We start from the raw sequence: 18,125 nt of genomic DNA on the forward strand, positions 1-18,125 counted from the left end.
GTTCATGCCAGTGTTGCCGCGCCCTCCCGGTTCGCGCGCGCCAGCACCTGCAGGCCAAGCAGCACGAGATTATCGTGCATCTGAAACGGCATGCGCAGATGCGGCGCCAGTGCGGCACGGGCGCCGCCGCTCAGCACGCAGCGTGCCGGGCCGGGGTACTGGACCTGCAGCGCCTGCCACGTCTGCGCGATCGCGCCCGCCTGCGCCGTCACGCAGCCCAGCGCGATGGCGTCCTGCGTGTTGTCGCCCCAGGGCGGCGCGACCACGTCGCTGGCGCTCAGATAGCCGACATCGACTTCCGGCAACTGCGCGGTATTGCGCGAGAGCGCGCGCATCATCAGGGTGAGGCCGGGCAAGATCAGGCCACCCGCAAACAGCCCGTCGGGCGTGACGACGTCGAGCGTGGTGGCGGTGCCGGCCGTGACCAGCAGCAAGGCTGTGTCGGGCCACAGGTGGCGCGCCCCGACCGCTCCCACCCAACGATCGGTGCCGAGTTGCGTGGGCTCGCGATAGCCGTTGCGCAAACCGGCGGCGGCATCCTCCGATGCGGCAATGCGTACGCGCGCGCCATCGAAGACGCGGGCGATGCGCGCCGTGAGCGCATCACGCAGCGCCGGGCCGGCCACGGCGCTGATCCATACCTCGGGCGGGGCGACTCCGGAGGTGTGGCAGTCGCGCCAATCCTCCACCAGTTCGGCCAGTTGATCGTGCGCACGCGCGCCGGCGTGCTGCCATGGCGTGCCGCCTGGCTCTTCGGGCAGCGCATCGACGCCGCTGGCGATCCACGCCCACTTGATGCGCGTGTTGCCCGCGTCGATCAGCAGCAACGGACGCGCGGCCGCAGGAGGCGTCTTCAGGCGCGTCATGGCTGCGCGTCCTCGGCGGCGCGCAGCGACACTTCGCCACTATGGATCCATTGCACCCGGCCGCCGGATTCGATGGCGAGCCGCCCATGCGCATCGATCCCATGTGCCACGCCTTCGAGCACGACGGCGCCGTCCTGCCACAGACGCACGCGCTGGCCGGCAAAGGCGTCGCGCGCAGCAAACGGCGCCACGAAGGGCGCCAGCCCCAGCGCGCCAAACCGCTGCAGGTGCTCACCCAGCGACGTGAGCAGCGCCGAGAACACCGCGTTCGGTTCGGGCGCGTCCACCAGTTCTTCGACGCCCGAAAGGCCCCGGCCCAGCTCGGTTTCCAGCACGTGTGGCCGCTCCAGGTTCAGGCCGATGCCGATGACGGCCCAGGTCTGGCCCGGCGCGCAGCGGACGGTCTCGACGAGGATGCCGGCCAGCTTGCGCCCGGCAATCTGCACGTCGTTGGGCCATTTGAGCGCGAGGGCCTGCGCGCTGCCGCCGTGGGCTTCGGCATATGCCGCCACGGCGTCGGCAACGGCCACGCCCACGGCCAGGCTCAGACCGCCGAGCTGCGCCGGCTCGCCGGCAAAGGCGCATGCGACGGAAAAGGTCAGGCCGTGGTCGCCGCTCCACGGACGGCCCTGGCGGCCGCGGCCGGCGGTCTGGTGCTGGGCTGCCAGCACGCGCGCGCCTGCGAGCGGCGCGAGCCCGGCCTGCGCCGCATGCCCGGGCCAGGCCGCATCGCGCACGGCGGCCATCAGGTCGGCGTTGGTCGAACCGGTGGAATCGACCACGTCGATGGCCCAGGCAGCCGCGGGCCCGGTGGGCCGGATGTGTTCGCGTGACAGGCGCCAGCGCGCAGAAGGTTCGGCAAGAGACATGAACAGAGCAGGCGATCAGGTTTTTGCGCAGGAATGCGGGCATTGTACGAGCGCGGCCTCCAAACCGGGGCCCAGCGCTTGCTACAGGCGGCGCGCACGCCGCACAGTGGCCCAGAGTGTGACAGTACCGGGCGGCGCGTTGGCTACAATTCGACCGATACCCGGCATCACCGCTTACGGAGACCCGTTTGATCACCTGCCGTACACCTCAGATCGAGGTACGTGTCGTCGATGGCCGGTCCGTCGCCTTTCTGTCCGGCGACTGGACCACACTTGCCCTGGCCGAGCGTGCCGGCGTGCGCGGTGCGCGCCAGCAGATCCGCGCCGGTTTGGACAACGCAAACGCCTGGTGCCTGACCGAGGTGGGCCGCATCGACCACTTTGGCGCCCAGTTGCTCTGGCGTGCCTGGGGCAACCGCTGGCCCGAGCATCTCGACGCCCGCCCCGACCAGCGGCGCATGATCGACCGCGTGGCCAAGCTTGACCCGGGCGGCTGGAAGAAGCGCCTGGCCCCGCGCATCAACCCGGTGGCGATCCTGGGCGCCGGCATGCTCGACTTCTTCAGCCACGCGCGCGACGGCATCGCCATGGTCGGTCAGCTGGTGTTCGATTTCGGCCGCTTGCTGCGGGCGCCGCATCGCGGCCCATGGCGGGAGATTTCCGCCAACATCTACAGCACCGGCTACAAGGCGCTGGGCATCACCGCGCTGGTCGGCTTCCTGATCGGCATCGTGCTGAGCTACCTGTCGGCCAACCAGCTGCGCGTGTTCGGGGCGAGCATCTTCATCGTCAACATCCTTGGGATGGCGATCATCCGCGAGCTTGGCCCGGTGCTGGCGGCCATCCTGGTGGCGGGACGGTCGGGCTCGGCCATCACGGCGCAGATCGGCGTGATGCGCGTGACCGAAGAGCTCGACGCGATGCGCGTGATGGGCATCTCGCATGGTTTCCGGCTCATCCTGCCCAAGGTGATCGCGTTGGCGATCGCCATGCCGCTGCTGGTGGCCTGGACGGACCTGCTGGCCCTGGGTGGCGGCATCCTGGCGGCCAGGTTCCAGCTCGACATCAGCCCCGCCTATTTCATTACGTCGCTGCCCGACGCGGTGCCGGTGGCGAACCTCTGGCTCGGCATCGGCAAGGGCGTGGTGTTCGGCATGCTGATCGCGCTGGTGGCGTGCCACTTCGGCCTGCGCATCGAGCCGAACACGCAGAGCCTGGGCGAGGGCACGACCACCTCGGTGGTGGTGTCGATCACGATCGTGATCCTGGCCGACGCCGTGTTCGCCATCCTCTTCAAGGACGTGGGCTTATGACGCGGCCACGCCATTCGCACGGCGAGCATGCCGGGGCGCCATCGCAGCCGATCACGCCGGCACGCGAACGCGTGATCGAGGTGCGCAACGTCACCAAGCGATACGACAACGTCACGGTGCTCGACAACATCGACCTGGACGTCTTCCGCGGCGAGGTGCTCTCGATCGTGGGCGGCTCGGGCAGCGGCAAGACCACGCTGCTGCGCCAGGTCGTGGGGCTCGAGAAGCCGACTTCGGGCACGATCCACATCTTTGGCGAGGAGCTGACGTGCCAGGTCGGCAACGACCTGCAGTCGATGCGCAACCGCTGGGGCATGCAGTTCCAGCACGGCGCGCTGTTCTCTGCGCTGTCCGTGATCGACAACGTGGCCCTGCCGATGCGCGAGCTGCGTACGCTGCCCGATGCGTTCGTCACGCGCGTGGCGATGCTCAAGCTGCAGATGGTGGGGCTCAAGGCCAGCGACGCCGACAAGATGCCGTCGGACCTGTCGGGCGGCATGATCAAGCGCGTGGCGCTGGCGCGGGCGCTGTCGCTGGAGCCGGAGCTGGTGTTCCTTGACGAGCCGACTGCCGGGCTGGACCCGCGCGCCTCGGACGATTACGTGGCGCTCATCCGTGAGCTGCGTCGCGAGCTGGGGCTGACGGTGGTGATGGTCACGCACGACCTGGACACGCTGGTGGCGCTGTCCGACCGCATCGCGGTGCTGGCCGACCGCAAGGTGCTGGCCGCCCAGCCCATCGAGCAGATCATTCAGATCGACCATCCGTTCATCAAGGAGTACTTCCTGGGTGAGCGGGGCAAGCGGGCGCTGATGGCGCTGGGCCCGCAGATGACCGAAGCGGTGGCTGCCGCCACGCTTGCCGTGCAGGAGGATTGATGGAAAACAAAGCCCACGCATTTCTGGCCGGGCTGTTCACGATCGGGTTGGCGATCTTCGTGGCGCTGGCCGTGATGTGGTTCAACCGCGACCAGACCGTACGCGTGCCGTACGACCTGGTGACGCGCTCGACCGTCAACGGGCTGAACCCGCAGGCCGCGGTCAAGTATCGCGGCCTGGACGTCGGCAAGGTCGACACCATCCGGTTCGACGACAAGGTCCCCGGGCAGATCGTGGTGCGCGTGCTGGTCGACAAGGATGCGCCCATCACGACCACCACCTATGGCCGCCTGGCCTACCAGGGCGTGACGGGCCTGGCCTACGTGCAGCTCGATGACCGCGGCTACGACAACAGCGGCCACGCACCCAGCCCGACGCATCTGGCAACGTCTGACAAGAACCCCGCGCGCATCCGCATGGAAGCGGGCTTCCTCGATGAACTCGACAAGCGCGGCGACCAGATGCTCTCCAAGCTCGATCAGACGCTGAATTCGCTGTCGATCCTGTTCGACGATGAACATCGGCAGCAGATCACGGCGTCGCTGCAATCGTTCCAGTCCACCATGGACAGCTACAAGGCACTGGCCCAGCGGGCCGAGCCGACGGTGCGCAAGCTGCCGAAGATCGCCGACAACCTCGATGCCACGCTGCTGGCAACGCGCAGGCTGACCCAATCGCTGTCCGATCCGAAGGGGCCGCTGATGGGCACGCTGGCCGGCGCGGGTGCGGATCTGTCGGCGGCCACGCAGTCGATGCAGTCTGCCGCCAACGTGCTGACCTACGAAACGCTGCCGCAGCTCAATGGTTTCGCGCGCGAAGCCCGTCAGGCCGTGCGCGGTTTCGATCATGCCGTGTCGGATTTCAATGCCCGGCCGCAAAGCGTGCTGTTCGGCCCTGCGCCCGGCGTGCCGGGGCCGGGTGAGACCGGCTTCACCGCACCGGCCGCCCGCGTTCCGGCCCAGCCCTGAGGAGTGTTCATGCTGACGTTGCCTGCTGTATTGCGCCGTGCGATGCCCGCGGCCGCCCTGATGGCGCTGTCGCTGCTTGGCGCGTGCTCCAGCACGCCCGCAGGCCCGACCGCCCTGTACGACTTCGGGCTCGCCCCCACCGCCTCGGCCGGTGCCCGCCTGCCGAACGCGCTGCGTGTGGCCGAGGTGGCCGGCCCCGGGTGGATGGACGGCAACGCCATCTACTACCGCCTGGCGTATGCCCAAAGCCAGCGCACCGATGCGTACGCCAACAGCCGCTGGCTGGAGTCGCCCGTGAACCTCTTCGACGCCCGCTTGCGCAACGCGGCGGCCGCACGCGGGCAGGTGGTCGGCTATCCGACGCCGGACGTGCCGACGCTGCGTGTCGAGCTGGTCGATTTTTCGCAGGTGTTCGATCGACCCGATGCGAGCCGTGGCGTGGTGCGTCTGCGGGCGACGGTGTCGCTGGCGCGCACGGTGATCGGCCAGCGCGTCGTCCAGGCCGAGGCACCCGCACCGAGCGCCAACGCCGCCGGCGGGGTGGCGGCGCTCACGCAGGCGTCCGACAAGGCCATCGGCGAAGTGCTCGACTGGGTGGCAGGTCTGCCGCTGCCGGCCGGTTCTTCGGCCGCTTCGGGCGGCATGGGCACGCACCGGCGCTAAGCTATCGGCCGGATGGGAACCCTCCGTGATGTGCGGTATCGGACGCTATCATGGGCGGCTTCTCCGGGGCACGTCCGCTTCTCTTCTCCAGACTGCAGCTTCCTTCGGTGACGGACCTCCACGCGCAACCTAACCCTCAGGCCCCGCATCGCCATTCGCCGCTCGCGCGGGCGGGGCTGGGATGGTTCGTGCTGCTGGTGGTCTACGCCAGCCTCTATCCGTTTGCCGGATGGACGGACACCGGCGTGTCGCCATTCGCCTTTCTCAGCGCGCCGCTGCCGCGCTACAACACGGGCTTCGACCTGCTCACCAACGTCTGGGGCTACATGCCGCTGGGCATGCTGACCGTGCTGGCGGTGCATCCGCGCATCACCGGCTGGCGGGCGGTGTTGCTGGCCCTGCTGGCGGGGCTGCTGCTGTCGGCCGCGATGGAGGCCATCCAGACGTATCTGCCCACGCGCATTTCGTCGAACGTCGATCTGGCGACCAACACGGTCGGCGCATGGCTGGGCGGCATGGTCATGGCGCCGTTCTCGGCGCGCCTGATCGACCGGGGCGGGCTGCGGCGCCTGCGCCGGCGCTGGTTTGAGCCGCACGCGACGTTGGCGATCCTGCTGCTGCTCGTGTGGCCGTTCGCGCAGATCTTCCCGCAGGAATTCCTGTTCAGCATGGGCGGCGTGATCCGCAGCATCCTGCTCGACCCGTCGCCGGATGGCTTCATGGTGAGCCTCGTCAACGGCTGGTTTCCCGAGCTCTTCGACTGGCAGGACAGGCTGCAGGCCCACCCGGAAGCGCTGCAGCGGCAGGAATTGCTGGAGGCGCTCATCACGGCGTGCAGCTGGATCGGCACGGGCCTGCTGGCGACGGTGGCCATGCGGCGCGATGCGCCCGTGCTCCGTCTGCTGGCGGCGCTGCTGGGCGCGGCGCTCCTGGTGAAGGCGGGGGCGACCGTGCTCCAGTTCCCGCTGGGCGGGGCCTGGGATTGGCTCTCGTCCGGCGCGCGCTTCGGGCTGGTCGTGGGCTCACTCGTGCTGGTGCTGCTGGTGCGCCTGCCGCGCTGGCTGCGCGGCGCGCTCGCCATGACGCTGCTGATCGCTCTGATTATCCTGTCCAACGTTCTGCCGCCGAGCCCGTATTCGTGGGTCTCCGCGCAGGCGTGGCGGCTCGGGCGCTTCGTCCATTTCAACAGCCTGTCGCAGTGGATCGGCTGGCTGTGGCCGTTCCTGGGGCTCGGCTATCTTGCATGGCGCGCCGAGCAGGCGCAGATCGAGCGGCGTGCCAGTCGGCGTCCCGACTGAGCACTCACCCGTTCGGACGGCGCCTTGGCCGCCGTCATGCAGCCGACACGATTCCTTTCTACCTTAGCGCCTGTTGAGCGACGGGCGTGCGCTGCATGCGCAGACCGTCCCGTGTCATCAGGAGGTCATCCGTGTCTGCCAGCCGCGTTGCCGATCGCCCGTTGCGCCGCACCGCATGCCTGACGGCTGCGGCGCTTGCGCTGAGCGGCTGCGATGCCGATCCGCACGTGCCGGCCATCGTGCGCGCACCGGCCCCAGCGCCGGCACCGCCTGCGGCTTCGGCGCAGCCCATGGCTGCACCGAATGGCCTGGCACCGCCCGTCCTGCACACCGTCGACTGAACGTCGTCCGCGCATTCAGCCGCCGCTGCACCGTGTTGTTCCCCCAACCCCCCAGCACAGACACCAGGTAGAGAACATGACCTCCAAGAGCCGCCGTGGTTTTCTCCGCTCCGCCGCCCAACTCGCTGCCGCGTCCGCTGCGATGGGAGCCGTACCGCAGGGCATCCGCCAGGCGCTGGCGATACCGGCCCACAACGCGCATCGCAGCATCCAGGACGTGCAGCACATCGTGATCCTGATGCAGGAGAATCGCTCGTTCGACCACTACTTCGGCACGCTGCGCGGCGTGCGCGGGTACGGCGATACGCGCACGATCACGCTGCCCAGCGGCAAGAGCGTATGGCATCAGCCGCTGGCCGGCGGGGCGGGCGAGGTCCTGCCGTTCCGGCCGGGCGCGCCGGATCTCGGCATGCAGTTCCTGCAGGACCTGCCGCACGGCTGGAACGACACGCACGGCGCGGTCAACGGCGGCCGCTACGACGGCTGGGTGCCGCACAAGGGCACGACGACGATGGCGTATCTCACGCGCCAGGACATCCCGTTCCACTACGCGCTGGCCGACGCCTTCACCATCTGCGATGCCTACCACTGCTCCACGCCCACCTCGACCGACCCGAACCGCTACTACATGTGGACGGGCTACGTCGGCAACGACGGCGCGGGCGGCGGCCCCGTGATCGACAACGCGGAAGTCGGCTACGGCTGGTCGACGTATCCGGAGGTGCTCGAAGCTGCCGGCATCTCGTGGAAGATCTACCAGGACATCGGCACGGGCCTCGACGCAGCGGGCTCGTGGGGCTGGACGAGCGACCCCTACATCGGCAACTACGGCGACAACTCGCTGCTGTACTTCAAGCAATACCAGAACGCGCAGCCCGGCAACCCGCTGTACGACAAGGCCCGCACCGGCACCAACGTGTCGGCCGGCGACGGCTACTTCGACATCCTCAAGCGCGACGTGCAGAACGGCACGCTGCCGCAAGTCTCGTGGATTGCCGCGCCGGAGGCGTTCTCCGAGCACCCGAACTGGCCGGCCAACTACGGCGCGTGGTACATCGATCAGGTCCTGCAGATCCTGACGTCCAACCCCGAGGTGTGGAGCAAGACGGCGCTGTTCATCACGTACGACGAGAACGATGGCTTCTTCGACCACCTCGTGCCGCCTTTCGCGGCATCGGGCGGCAACGGTCTGTCGACGGTCGACACCACGGGCGAGTATTTCCCGGGTAATGCCAAGTACGGCGCGGGCAGCTACGGCCTGGGCCAGCGCGTGCCGATGCTCGTCGTGTCGCCGTGGTCCAAGGGCGGCTTCGTCTGCTCGGAAACGTTCGACCATACGTCGATCATCCGCTTCATCGAGCAGCGTTTCGCGCGCACGCACGGTGTCAGGTCACCGAACATCTCGAAGTGGCGCCGTGCGGTCTGCGGCGATCTCACATCGGCGTTCAACTTCGCCACGCCCAATGACGTGGTTCCCGCGCTGCCGAGCACCGCTGCCTACGCCCCCAAGGATCGCCAGCGTCATCCCGATTACGTCCCGCTGCCGCCGCTGGTGCAGGCCGTGCCCAAGCAGGAGCGGGGCGTGCGCCCGGCGCGCGCGCTGCCGTATGAACTCTTCGTGCGCGGCCGCCAGGATGAGGCGGCGGGCAAGTTCCAGCTCGACTTCGTCAACACCGGCGACGTGGGCGCGGCGTTCCTCGTCTACACCGCGGGCAGCGTAGATGCGCCGCGCACGTACACAGTGGAGGCCGGTAAGCGCCTGTCGGACAAGCTGCCCGTGGCGGCGGGCGGCGCGTATGACTTCACGGTGCACGGCCCGAACGGCTTCCTGCGCCGCTTTGTCGGCAGGCTCGCCTTGTCAGGCCTGCTGCGTCCGCACGGTCGCGCACTGGAGGTCAAGGAGGGCTACGACGTGGCCAACGGCAATCTGCAACTGCGCCTCATCAACCACGGCCGCACGTCCACGGTGTTCACGGTGAAGAGCGCCTATACCGGCGAGGCCGTGCAACGTGAAGTGCGCGGCAGCGACGATGCGTCGCTGTACCTGGACCTGCGCAGCCAGCACGCGTGGTACGACGTCACAGTCACGGCCAGCACCGATGCCGGCTTCGAGCGCCGCCTTGCCGGCCACGTCGAGACGGGCCGCGCCAGCGCATCCGACCCGGCACTGGGCGCCTGAGCCGCGCGCAAGGAGACGGCGGGTTCACCGGCCCGGGCATCGAAGCCGCCCAATGGACGCCGCGCCATCGTGCGCGGCTTTTCTTTGCCTGAAAGCGGGGAGCGCCAAAGGACGTCCCAGGCGAGGGGGCTCGGTGTGGCATCGCCAGACCGTCTGTGTACATGTGACGGCACATTGACGTTGCGGCGATCAATTGTTGGTTATTGGGGAACAGTCTTTTCTTCGAATGATCATTTATTCGTATCAGACAACGATCTATTCTGGTCTCAAGCGCAACGAACCCAGCGCAACCGAACATCAAGACAAAGGAACCGATCATGAACGCCAATCTCGCAACCGCATTCTCCCGTCGCAGCCTGCTGGCCCTCGTGGCTATGGTGTCTGCCTCTGCCGCGCTGCTGTCGGCTCACCCGGCAGCTGCCGCCGTGCAGGGCAGCGCAGATCCGTACACGCAAGGCGCCGTCGCCAAGTACGACGTCTACACGCAGGGCGCTGACCGGCAGGCCGACACCTATGGCTACCTGTCGTGGAAGAACGACCGCTTCGATCCGTACACCCAGGGCGCCGCTGGTAAGGCCGATGCATACACCGACGGCGCACTGGCCAAGGCAGACCCGTACACCGATGGCGCTGCCGGCAAGTTCGACGTCTACACGCAAGGCGCCGACCGCCAGGCTGACACCTACGGCTACCTCTCGTGGAAGAACGACCGCTTCGACCCCTACACACAAGGTGCCGCAGGCAAGGCTGACCCGTACACCGACGGCGCCATCGCGAAGGCCAACCCGTACACGGACGGTGCCGACCGCCAGGCCGACACCTACGGCTACCTCTCGTGGAACGGCGATGCCTCGTATCCGAAGGACGCCGCTTCGCAAGCCTGATCGGGCCGCGCCAAAGCAAAAGGGCCTTGGGTTCTACCCCAAGGCCCTTTTTGTTTCCACGGCGCTCCGGCTGTAATCAGACCACGCCGGCCTCGTGCGCCTGCTGGTCGGCGTGGTACGAACTGCGCACCATTGCACCGACTGCGGCGTGGGTGAAGCCCATTTCGTACGCCTTCTCTTCGAACATCTTGAAGGTGTCCGGGTGCACGTAGCGCAACACCGGCAGATGGTGGCCCGACGGCGCCAGATACTGGCCGATGGTCAGCATGTCGATGTCGTGCTCGCGCATGTCGCGCATGACTTCGAGGATTTCCTCATCGGTTTCGCCCAGACCGACCATCAGGCCCGACTTGGTCGGCACATTCGGGTTGCGGGCCTTGAAGTCCTTCAGCAGCTTGAGCGAGTGCGCGTAGTCGGCGCCCGGGCGGGCCTGCTTGTACAGGCGCGGCACGGTTTCGAGGTTGTGGTTCATCACGTCCGGCGGGCAGGTCTGGAGGATGTCCAGCGCCTTCTCCAGGCGGCCGCGGAAGTCCGGCACCAGCACCTCGATGCGCGTGCCCGGCGACAGCTCGCGCGTGCGCGAGATGCAGTCGACGTAATGCTGCGCACCGCCGTCACGCAGGTCGTCGCGGTCGACGCTGGTGATGACGACGTAGTTGAGCTTGAGCTGCGCGATGGTCCTGGCCAGGTTCTCCGGCTCGTTCACATCGAGCGGGTCCGGGCGGCCGTGGCCCACATCGCAGAACGGGCAGCGGCGCGTGCACTTGTCGCCCATGATCATGAACGTGGCGGTGCCCTTGCCGAAGCACTCGCCGATGTTCGGGCAGCTGGCCTCTTCGCACACCGTCACGAGGTTGTTGGCGCGCAGGATGTCCTTGATTTCGTAGAACCGCGAGTTGCCCGTCGCCGCGCGCACGCGAATCCACTCCGGCTTCTTCAGCTTCTCGGCCGGCACGATCTTGATGGGAATGCGCGCGGTCTTGTCGAGAGACTTCTGCTTGGCCGTCGCGTCGTACGGCTTGTTCGTCAGGGCGGGAGCGGCAGCGCTCTCGGTATGGGCGGCGGCTGCGCCGGTGGCGGAATCGGTCATCGTGTTCTCCGCACGAGCCTGGGGCGCGTGCATGTCGGTACGGCGTGCCGGCTGCTAGGCGATAGCGGCTTCGGCGGATTGCGCTTGCGCGCGTTGCTGCAGTTGCGCGACCAGGGCGTTGGCCAGTTCGCGGGAAACGGGTTGCCAGTCGTCCGCACTGAGCGCACGTCCGGATGGGTCACGGGCGCCGGCGGTCACCATGTCGACGGTCTCGAGGCCGGCATAGCCACACGGATTGATCTGCGTGAAGGGCGAGAGGTCCATCGCGAGGTTCAGGCTCACGCCGTGGTAGCTGCAGCCGTTGCGGATCTTCAACCCCAGCGCGGCGATCTTCGCCCCCCGGTGCGGCCCGTCCGACAGGTAGATGCCGGGGGCGCCAGCCTTGCGTTCGGAGGCGACATTATACGTGGCGAGCGTGTCGATGACGGCCGCCTCGATGGCGTCGACGAGCGCCTTCACGAAGAGCCCGCGGCGGCGCAGATCAAGCAGGAGATAGGCGACGACTTGGCCGGGGCCGTGATAAGTGATCTGGCCGCCACGGTCGACTTTCACCAGGGGGATGTTGCCCGGGGCCAACAGATGTGCCGGGTCGCCGGCCAGCCCGAGCGTGAACACCGGCGGGTGCTCGACCAGCCAGATGGTGTCGGGGGTGTCGGGTCCGCGCTGCGCGGTGAACGTCTGCATCGCGTCGAAGCAGGTGGCGTAGTCCTGCAAACCGCGTTCGACGATGTCAATCGGAATCATGTCGCGAAGTGTAGCGCAGGGCCGCCGACGTCGCCCGGCGCCTTTGCCGCAGTCGCTTGCAGGGTCTGGCAAAAAAAACGATGCCGGCGCGATGGGAGGCATCGGCGCCGGCATCGGGCTTTTGCGGCGCGCCGCAAAAGGAGGCTGAAACAGATTCGCGCTTCTGCGCGCCGGTCAGGCCGCCACGACGGGGGTATCGGCGTGCTCGTTCCAGCCGAGCGCGGCGAGCGTGTGGCGCCAGCCGTCGGCGAGGTGCCACGGTTTGCGCGGCATGTGGCCATCGGCGGCTTCCACGGCCAGCGCCACGGGGCCGCGGGCCTTCGGGTCCACCGAGACGACGATTTCCTCGCCGCGCTTCACGGCGACGCTGCCGCCCGCGTGCAGCCATTCATCGCCGGCCTTGTTCTCGTGTGTGATCCAGACGTCGCGTCCGTGGGCTTGCTCGACGCGCAGGTTCTGGTTGGCAGGCATGCGCAATGCCACCACTTCGCCGGGCTGCAGGGTGAATACAATTTTTGTTAGTACAGCTTTCATGATCGGCTCCTTCACGGCATCGGGATGGGCCTTGCCGTGAAAGGAAGTCTAGGCGCTTGGTTGCCTGGTAACAAACGATATATATTGCGCTTCTTGATAGTGCTGTTCACATAAGACGCCACGAAAAACCGGAGGGAAATGATGACGGAGACCCGCGAACCGATGCGCCTGCCTTCACTCGGGGCGTTAAGGGTGTTCGAGGCGGCGGCCCGCTATGAGAGCTTCTCGCGCGCGGCGACGGAGCTGTTCGTCACGCACGGTGCGGTCAGCCACCAGATGCGCACGCTGGAGGAAGAACTGGGGGTGCCGCTGTTCGAGCGGCGCGGCAAGCGCGTCACGCTCACACATGCCGGCCGCGCCTATGCCGAGCGGGTGCGCGAGGCTCTGGACCAGATTGCCCAGGCGACGCATCAGCTGCGCGCGGGCAACCGCGACAACCGACTGGCGATCAGCACCATGCCGTCGTTCGCCGCGCGGTGGCTGACACCGCACATCGGCACGTTCATCGAGAAGCATCCCGAACTCGAGGTGGAGCTGTTCTCGAGTCCGGCGCTGGTCGACTTTGCCCGCGAAGAGGTGGACGTGGCGCTGCGCATGGGCTCGGGCAACTATCCGGGGCTGTATGTCGAAAAGCTGCTCGACGACGTGTTCTTTCCGGTCTGCAGCCCGTCGTTCAACGGCGGGCGCCTGCCGCGCACGTTGGCCGAGATGGCGGGGATGACGCTGCTGCGCAGCGAGGGCGAGGCGTGGAAGCCATGGTTCGACGCGGCCGGCATGGAAGGCTTCGTGGAGCCGCGCGGCGGCTTGATGTTCCAGGATTCGTCGCTGCTGCTGCAGGCGACGGCTGCCGGCCAGGGCATTGCGCTGATCCGCCCGACGCTGGCCTTCAACGATCTGATGACCGGCCGCGTGGTGCGCCTGTTCGAGACGACGATCCCGTGCCCGTGGAATTACTACTTCGTCTGTCCGCACAGCGCGCTGCAGACACCGAAGATGCAGGCGTTTCGCGCCTGGCTGCTGCCCGAGATCGCGGCGTTCAAGCTCAAGCTCGAGCGATTGATGGCCGACAACAGCGTTTGCCTCGGGCACGTGGCCAAGGGGTGATGCCGCCTCGGCGCGCCATGCAAAAACGCCCCGGCAGGACCGGGGCGTTTTCCTCGCGATGCGCGAGCGCGCTTCAGAGCACGATCTTGACCATCGGATGGCTCGTCAGTGCCTGGTAGAGCGCGTCGAGCTGTTCGCGGCTGGTCGCGCGCACGATGACGGTCAGGCCCAGGTAGTTGCCGCTCGAGGACGGCCGCTTTTCCAGGCGCCCCTCGTGAAACTCGGGATCATGCTGGCGGACCACCTCGATGATGGTCGCGGCAAAGTCGTCGTGCATGGGCCCCATCACCTTGATGGGGAAGTCGCTCGGGTATTCGATGAGCGATTGTTCGGGCGGGATGTGGCCCGGCGGGGTGGAGTTCGAAGAGGTCATGTCGAAGTAAATGGGGTCGATTACTTCTTTTTAAACCACAGCTTGACCGTGTCGATGGCACGGCCGATGAAGCCGGCCTCGGGCACGCCATCGAGCGCGACCACCGGGAATTCCGACACCACGGTCGAGCCGTCCATCACCTTGACCGTGCCGAGCTGCTGGCCTTGCGCGATCGGGGCGACCAGCGGGTCCTTACGCTCGAGCACCGGCTTGAGGCGGCTGCCGGCGCCCTTGGGTACGGTGATCCACTTGTCTTCCAGCACGCCCAGCTTCACGCTCTTGGCCTGGCCCTTGTACACGTCGGGCGTCTGCAGCGCTTCCTTGGCCGGGTACAGGCGCACGGTGTCGAAGAACTGATAGCCGTAGTTCAGGACCTTCAGGCTTTCCTGCGTGCGGACCGCGTCGCTCTTGGTGCCGATGATGACCGACAGCAGGCGGCGGCTCGCGCCCGGCACATCGGGCAGCGGGCGGTTGGCCGATGTGACGAGGCAGTAGCCGGCCGACTTGGTGTGGCCCGTCTTGCCGCCATCGACGGTCGGGTCCAGCCACAGCAGGCGGTTGCGGTTGGGCTGCTTGATGTTGTTATAGGTGAAATCCTTCTGCGAATAGAACTTGTAGTCCTGCGGGAAGTTCTTGATCAGCGACGCGGTCAGGATCGACAGATCACGTGCGGTGGAATAGTGGTTCGGGTCGGGCAGGCCCGCGGCATTCATGAAGTGCGTGTTCTTCATGCCCAGGCGTTCGGCTTCGCGATTCATCAGCATCACGAAGTTGGTCTCGGTGCCGCCCACGGCTTCGGCGAGCACGAGCGCGGCGTCGTTGCCCGACTGCACGATCAACCCCTGCGTCAGGTCGCGCACCGACACGGGCTTGCCCGGCTCCAGGAACATGCGCGATTCGTCGGTCTTGACGCTGCGCACGGTCTCGGTGGGCGTGATCATCTGGTCGTACTTGAGCTTGCCGTCGCGCACGGCCTCGAACACGAGATACGCCGTCATCAGCTTGGTGAGCGAGGCGGGCTCGATGCGCTCGTCCATGTTCGCGCCGCCGAGCACCTGGCCGCTCGTCACGTCGGTCAGCATCCATGCGCGCGCGGCGACCTGCGGCGCGGGCACGGGCTGCGCGGCTGCCGGCAGCGCCGTGACGAGCACTGCCGCGGCCACGGCGGTGACAGCGGCGGAGTGGAGGGCGGAAGCGGTGAAACGGGTCTGCATGTCGGGTCCTGCGGTCTGCTTGGGTTCAATGACGCCACGCGCCGGGGGAGGCGCGGCATCCGGAAAATCGAAAAGGGAACGTTACGGCCGTGGCGCCCATGCGCCGGTAATGAGCTGCTTGATCAGATGCAGCTTGCGGTGGAAGAAGTGATCGGCGCCCGGGATGACGATGACCGGCAGCTCTTGCGGCCGCGCCCAGTTCAGCACGTCGATGAGCGGCACGGTGTCGTCCTGTTCGCCGTGGATGATGATGGTGTCGGCCGGCACCGGCGCGACATCCCAGCGGGAAGTGGCGGTGCCCACCAGCGCCAGGCGCTCGGCGGGCGTGCCGGCTTCGGCCAAGCGGCGCGCCACGTGCGAGACGACAAAGCTGCCGAATGAGAAGCCGCCCATCGCGAGCGGCAGCGTGGCCACGTCGGCCGACCATTGCGTTTGCGTGCGCATCCAGTCGAGCACGGCCAGCATGTCGTCCTGTTCGCCGATGCCGTTGTCGTGCGCGCCCTCGGTCTTGCCCACGCCGCGGAAGTTCAGCCGCACCGTCACGTAGCCGAGGCTGACAAAGGTGCGGGCGAGCGTCTGCGCGACCTTGTTGTCCTTGGTGCCGCCAAACAGCGGATGCGGATGGCCCACCAGGGCGAGGCCGCGCGGCGCACCCTCCGGTTGGTCGATGGACAGGTCGATCTGCCCGACCGGACCAGGGATCAGGCGTTCTTGGGTATGCACGTTCATGGGAATGCGGGTCGCGTCAGGCTCAGGCGGGGCGATCGACCATCAGGCGCTCGACCGGTTTGCCTTCGATCAGATGGCTCTGGATGATCTCGTCGATGTCTTCCTTGTCGACAAAGGTGTACCAGACGGCCTCGGGGTAGACCACCATGACCGGACCGAGTTCGCAGCGGTCCAGGCAGCCGGCCTTGTTGATGCGCACGCGGCCTTCGCCGTTGATGCCAAGCTCCTTGCAGCGCTTCTTGGCGTATTCCTGCATGGCCTTGGCGCCGAAGTCGGCGCAGCAGCGCGAGCCATCCTCGCGTTCGTTCAGGCAGAAGAAGACGTGGTGCTTGTAGTGGCTGCTCATGGGCGACTGCGCGGGCGGTGATGATGGCGCGCGGGCAGGGCGTGGAAGAGTCCAGGCGCCGCGCACACATGTGGATTTGCGTAACGAGCCGGCATTATACGGCCCCGGCCCGGCGTCCCAGCGCCATGTGAGCGGGCGGTGCTGCGTCGCAACACGTTTTCCGGATGTCTGGACGGGGCTGTGCGCGGATTCCGGGATTGACGACGCATGAGCCGGGTGCCATCGTAGTCACACCCAGCCGGCACAAGGGTTGGCGCGGCGTCGACACGGAAATTTCACATTGGCATAGCCCTTGCAATAAGGAGCGACCTGCCACGGGAGCCGCCGGAAACATCGGCGTAGCGAGGCAGGAGAGAGACCACATCAGGGCGGGTCGGACCGGGCGAGCAACCGAGCGCACGGCCGGTCTGTGACACTCGAGGAAGACATGAAAAAACCGTTCTACAAAATCCTGTACGTACAGGTGCTGGCGGCTATCGTCATCGGCGTTCTGCTCGGCCATTACTCGCCCGCGCTCGCCGTGAAGATGAAGCCGCTGGGCGATGGCTTCATCCAGCTCATCAAGATGGTGATCGGGCCGATCATCTTCTGTACGGTCGTCTCCGGCATTGCCGGCATGCGCGACATGAAGAAGGTGGGCCGCGTGGGCGGCAAGGCGCTGATCTACTTTGAGATCGTCTCGACCTTTGCGCTGGTGATCGGTCTGGCCGCGGGCCACATCTTCAACCCGGGCGCGGGCTTCAACGTCGATGTCAACACCATCGATGCCAAGGCCGTGGCGCAGTACGCCGCCAAGGCGCAGTCGGCCAGCACGGTGGACTTCCTGCTCAACATCATCCCGAGCACGGTAGTGGATGCGTTTGCCAAGGGCGACATCCTGCAGATCCTGCTGATCGCGCTGCTGTTCGGCGGTGCGCTGTCCGCCATGGGCGAGCGCGCGCAGATCGTGACCGACTTCATCGACCAGATCGCGCACGTGTTCTTCCGCATCGTGCACGTCATCACCCGCGTGGCCCCGATCGGCGCGTTCGGCGCGATGGCGTTCACCATCGGCAAGTACGGCGTGGTGTCGCTGGTGCCGCTGCTCAAGCTGATCGGCACGTTCTACCTGACGGCCGTCATCTTCGTGGTGGTGGTGCTGGGCATCATCGCGCGGCTCACGGGTTTCAGCATCTTCCGCTTCGTTGCGTACATCAAGGAAGAGCTGCTGATCGTGCTGGGTACGAGCTCGTCGGAATCCGCGCTGCCGCACCTGATGGAAAAGATGGAGAAGCTGGGCTGCTCGAAGTCGGTGGTGGGCCTGGTGGTGCCGACCGGCTATTCGTTCAACCTGGATGGCACGAACATCTACATGACGATGGCGGTGATCTTCATCTCGCAGGCGCTGAACATCGAGCTGACCTGGACGCAGCAACTGACCATCTTGGCGGTGGCGATGCTGACCTCCAAGGGCGCTTCGGGCATCACCGGTGCAGGCTTCATCACGCTGGCCGCCACGCTGGCGGTGGTGCCGACGATTCCGGTGGCGGGCATGGTGCTGATCCTCGGTATCGACCGCTTCATGAGCGAGTGCCGCGCGCTGACCAACATCACCGGCAACGGTGTGGCCTGCGTGGTGATCTCGGCCTGGGAGCGCGAACTCGATCGCGCCAAGCTGGCCCGTGTGCTGTCGGGCGACCGCAGCGACGAAGGCGTGCCGGCCACGCCGGCGGCCTGATCGCTCGCCACGGGG

General features: G+C 67.1%; 19 protein-coding genes. 10 read left to right on the plus strand and 9 right to left on the minus strand.

The features are described 5' to 3' along the window. Nucleotides 1-2 precede the first annotated feature (2 nt). Both A6M56_RS11180 and A6M56_RS11185 read right to left on the minus strand, forming a co-directional pair. The gene (locus tag A6M56_RS11180) at nt 3-866 is read right to left on the minus strand and encodes a type III pantothenate kinase (RefSeq protein WP_102080681.1); all 864 of its coding nucleotides are present in this window, start codon (nt 864-866) and stop codon (nt 3-5) included. Then, complete coding sequence (locus A6M56_RS11185; protein ID WP_102080682.1) at nt 863-1,735, minus strand: biotin--[acetyl-CoA-carboxylase] ligase; 873 nt, start codon at nt 1,733-1,735, stop codon at nt 863-865. Before A6M56_RS11185 ends, A6M56_RS11180 begins: the two co-directional genes overlap by 4 nt. 188 nt (nt 1,736-1,923) lie before the next feature. Here A6M56_RS11185 and A6M56_RS11190 point away from each other — a divergent pair, with 188 nt between their 5' ends. The 8 genes from A6M56_RS11190 (at nt 1,924) to A6M56_RS24290 (ending at nt 10,259) form a co-directional block, all read left to right on the plus strand. After that, nucleotides 1,924-3,048 carry an MlaE family ABC transporter permease gene (locus A6M56_RS11190; RefSeq protein ID WP_045785650.1) on the plus strand — a complete coding sequence of 375 codons (1,125 nt, stop codon included), beginning with the start codon at nt 1,924-1,926 and terminating at the stop codon, nt 3,046-3,048. Then, nucleotides 3,045-3,926: an ABC transporter ATP-binding protein gene (locus A6M56_RS11195; RefSeq protein WP_102080683.1), complete on the plus strand. Its 882-nt coding sequence runs from the start codon at nt 3,045-3,047 to the stop codon at nt 3,924-3,926. Before A6M56_RS11190 ends, A6M56_RS11195 begins: the two co-directional genes overlap by 4 nt. Continuing rightward, nucleotides 3,926-4,894, plus strand: coding sequence for an MlaD family protein (locus A6M56_RS11200; protein ID WP_045785652.1), 969 nt, complete (start codon nt 3,926-3,928; stop codon nt 4,892-4,894). The genes A6M56_RS11195 and A6M56_RS11200 overlap by 1 nt, the downstream gene beginning before the upstream one ends. Nucleotides 4,895-4,903: 9 nt before the next feature. After that, complete coding sequence (locus A6M56_RS11205; protein WP_045785653.1) at nt 4,904-5,557, plus strand: ABC-type transport auxiliary lipoprotein family protein; 654 nt, start codon at nt 4,904-4,906, stop codon at nt 5,555-5,557. Between the two features lie 50 nt (nt 5,558-5,607). Beyond that, nucleotides 5,608-6,855: a VanZ family protein gene (locus A6M56_RS11210; RefSeq protein WP_045785654.1), complete on the plus strand. Its 1,248-nt coding sequence runs from the start codon at nt 5,608-5,610 to the stop codon at nt 6,853-6,855. Nucleotides 6,856-6,986: 131 nt separating this feature from the next. Further along, a complete protein-coding gene (locus A6M56_RS11215; protein WP_102080684.1) occupies nt 6,987-7,196 on the plus strand; it encodes a hypothetical protein in 210 nt (69 codons plus the stop codon). Nucleotides 7,197-7,272: 76 nt separating this feature from the next. Beyond that, nucleotides 7,273-9,375 (plus strand): phosphocholine-specific phospholipase C, encoded by a 2,103-nt coding sequence (locus tag A6M56_RS11220; RefSeq protein ID WP_102080685.1) that lies wholly within the window; start codon nt 7,273-7,275, stop codon nt 9,373-9,375. Nucleotides 9,376-9,974: 599 nt separating this feature from the next. Continuing rightward, entirely contained in the window at nt 9,975-10,259 is a 285-nt protein-coding gene (locus A6M56_RS24290; protein WP_373995177.1) for a hypothetical protein, read from the plus strand. 76 nt (nt 10,260-10,335) lie between these two features. Here the strand turns inward: A6M56_RS24290 and lipA are convergent, their stop codons facing one another. The 3 genes from lipA to A6M56_RS11240 form a co-directional block, all read right to left on the minus strand. Next, complete coding sequence (gene lipA / locus A6M56_RS11230; RefSeq protein WP_045785658.1) at nt 10,336-11,349, minus strand: lipoyl synthase; 1,014 nt, start codon at nt 11,347-11,349, stop codon at nt 10,336-10,338. 54 nt (nt 11,350-11,403) lie between these two features. Next, complete coding sequence (gene lipB, locus A6M56_RS11235; RefSeq protein WP_045785659.1) at nt 11,404-12,093, minus strand: lipoyl(octanoyl) transferase LipB; 690 nt, start codon at nt 12,091-12,093, stop codon at nt 11,404-11,406. A gap of 174 nt (nt 12,094-12,267) precedes the next feature. Further along, nucleotides 12,268-12,627, minus strand: a complete 360-nt coding sequence (locus A6M56_RS11240) for a DUF2917 domain-containing protein (RefSeq protein ID WP_045785660.1) — start codon at nt 12,625-12,627, stop codon at nt 12,268-12,270. Nucleotides 12,628-12,768: 141 nt separating this feature from the next. Here A6M56_RS11240 and A6M56_RS11245 point away from each other — a divergent pair, with 141 nt between their 5' ends. After that, the gene (locus A6M56_RS11245) at nt 12,769-13,731 is read left to right on the plus strand and encodes a transcriptional regulator GcvA (RefSeq protein WP_045787747.1); all 963 of its coding nucleotides are present in this window, start codon (nt 12,769-12,771) and stop codon (nt 13,729-13,731) included. 73 nt (nt 13,732-13,804) lie between these two features. Here A6M56_RS11245 and A6M56_RS11250 read toward each other — a convergent pair whose 3' ends face one another. The 4 genes from A6M56_RS11250 to A6M56_RS11265 all read right to left on the minus strand — a co-directional run bounded on the left by A6M56_RS11250 (nt 13,805) and on the right by A6M56_RS11265 (nt 16,393). Then, on the minus strand, nt 13,805-14,104 hold the full coding sequence (locus tag A6M56_RS11250; protein ID WP_045785661.1) for a YbeD family protein: 300 nt from the start codon (nt 14,102-14,104) through the stop codon (nt 13,805-13,807). Between the two features lie 20 nt (nt 14,105-14,124). Next, entirely contained in the window at nt 14,125-15,318 is a 1,194-nt protein-coding gene (locus A6M56_RS11255) for a D-alanyl-D-alanine carboxypeptidase family protein (protein ID WP_102080686.1), read from the minus strand. Between the two features lie 81 nt (nt 15,319-15,399). Continuing rightward, on the minus strand, nt 15,400-16,047 hold the full coding sequence (locus tag A6M56_RS11260; RefSeq protein ID WP_102080687.1) for an alpha/beta hydrolase: 648 nt from the start codon (nt 16,045-16,047) through the stop codon (nt 15,400-15,402). Nucleotides 16,048-16,069: 22 nt separating this feature from the next. Then, on the minus strand, nt 16,070-16,393 hold the full coding sequence (locus tag A6M56_RS11265; RefSeq protein ID WP_045785664.1) for a (2Fe-2S) ferredoxin domain-containing protein: 324 nt from the start codon (nt 16,391-16,393) through the stop codon (nt 16,070-16,072). A 427-nt stretch (nt 16,394-16,820) separates the two neighbouring features. On the opposite strand from A6M56_RS11265, the gene A6M56_RS11270 reads away from it, so the two are divergent. Continuing rightward, nucleotides 16,821-18,110, plus strand: coding sequence for a dicarboxylate/amino acid:cation symporter (locus A6M56_RS11270; RefSeq protein WP_045785665.1), 1,290 nt, complete (start codon nt 16,821-16,823; stop codon nt 18,108-18,110). Nucleotides 18,111-18,125 lie beyond the last annotated feature (15 nt).

The organism is Ralstonia sp. RL, assembly GCF_001683835.1.
GTDB classification, from domain to species: Bacteria; Pseudomonadota; Gammaproteobacteria; order Burkholderiales; family Burkholderiaceae; genus Ralstonia; species Ralstonia mannitolilytica.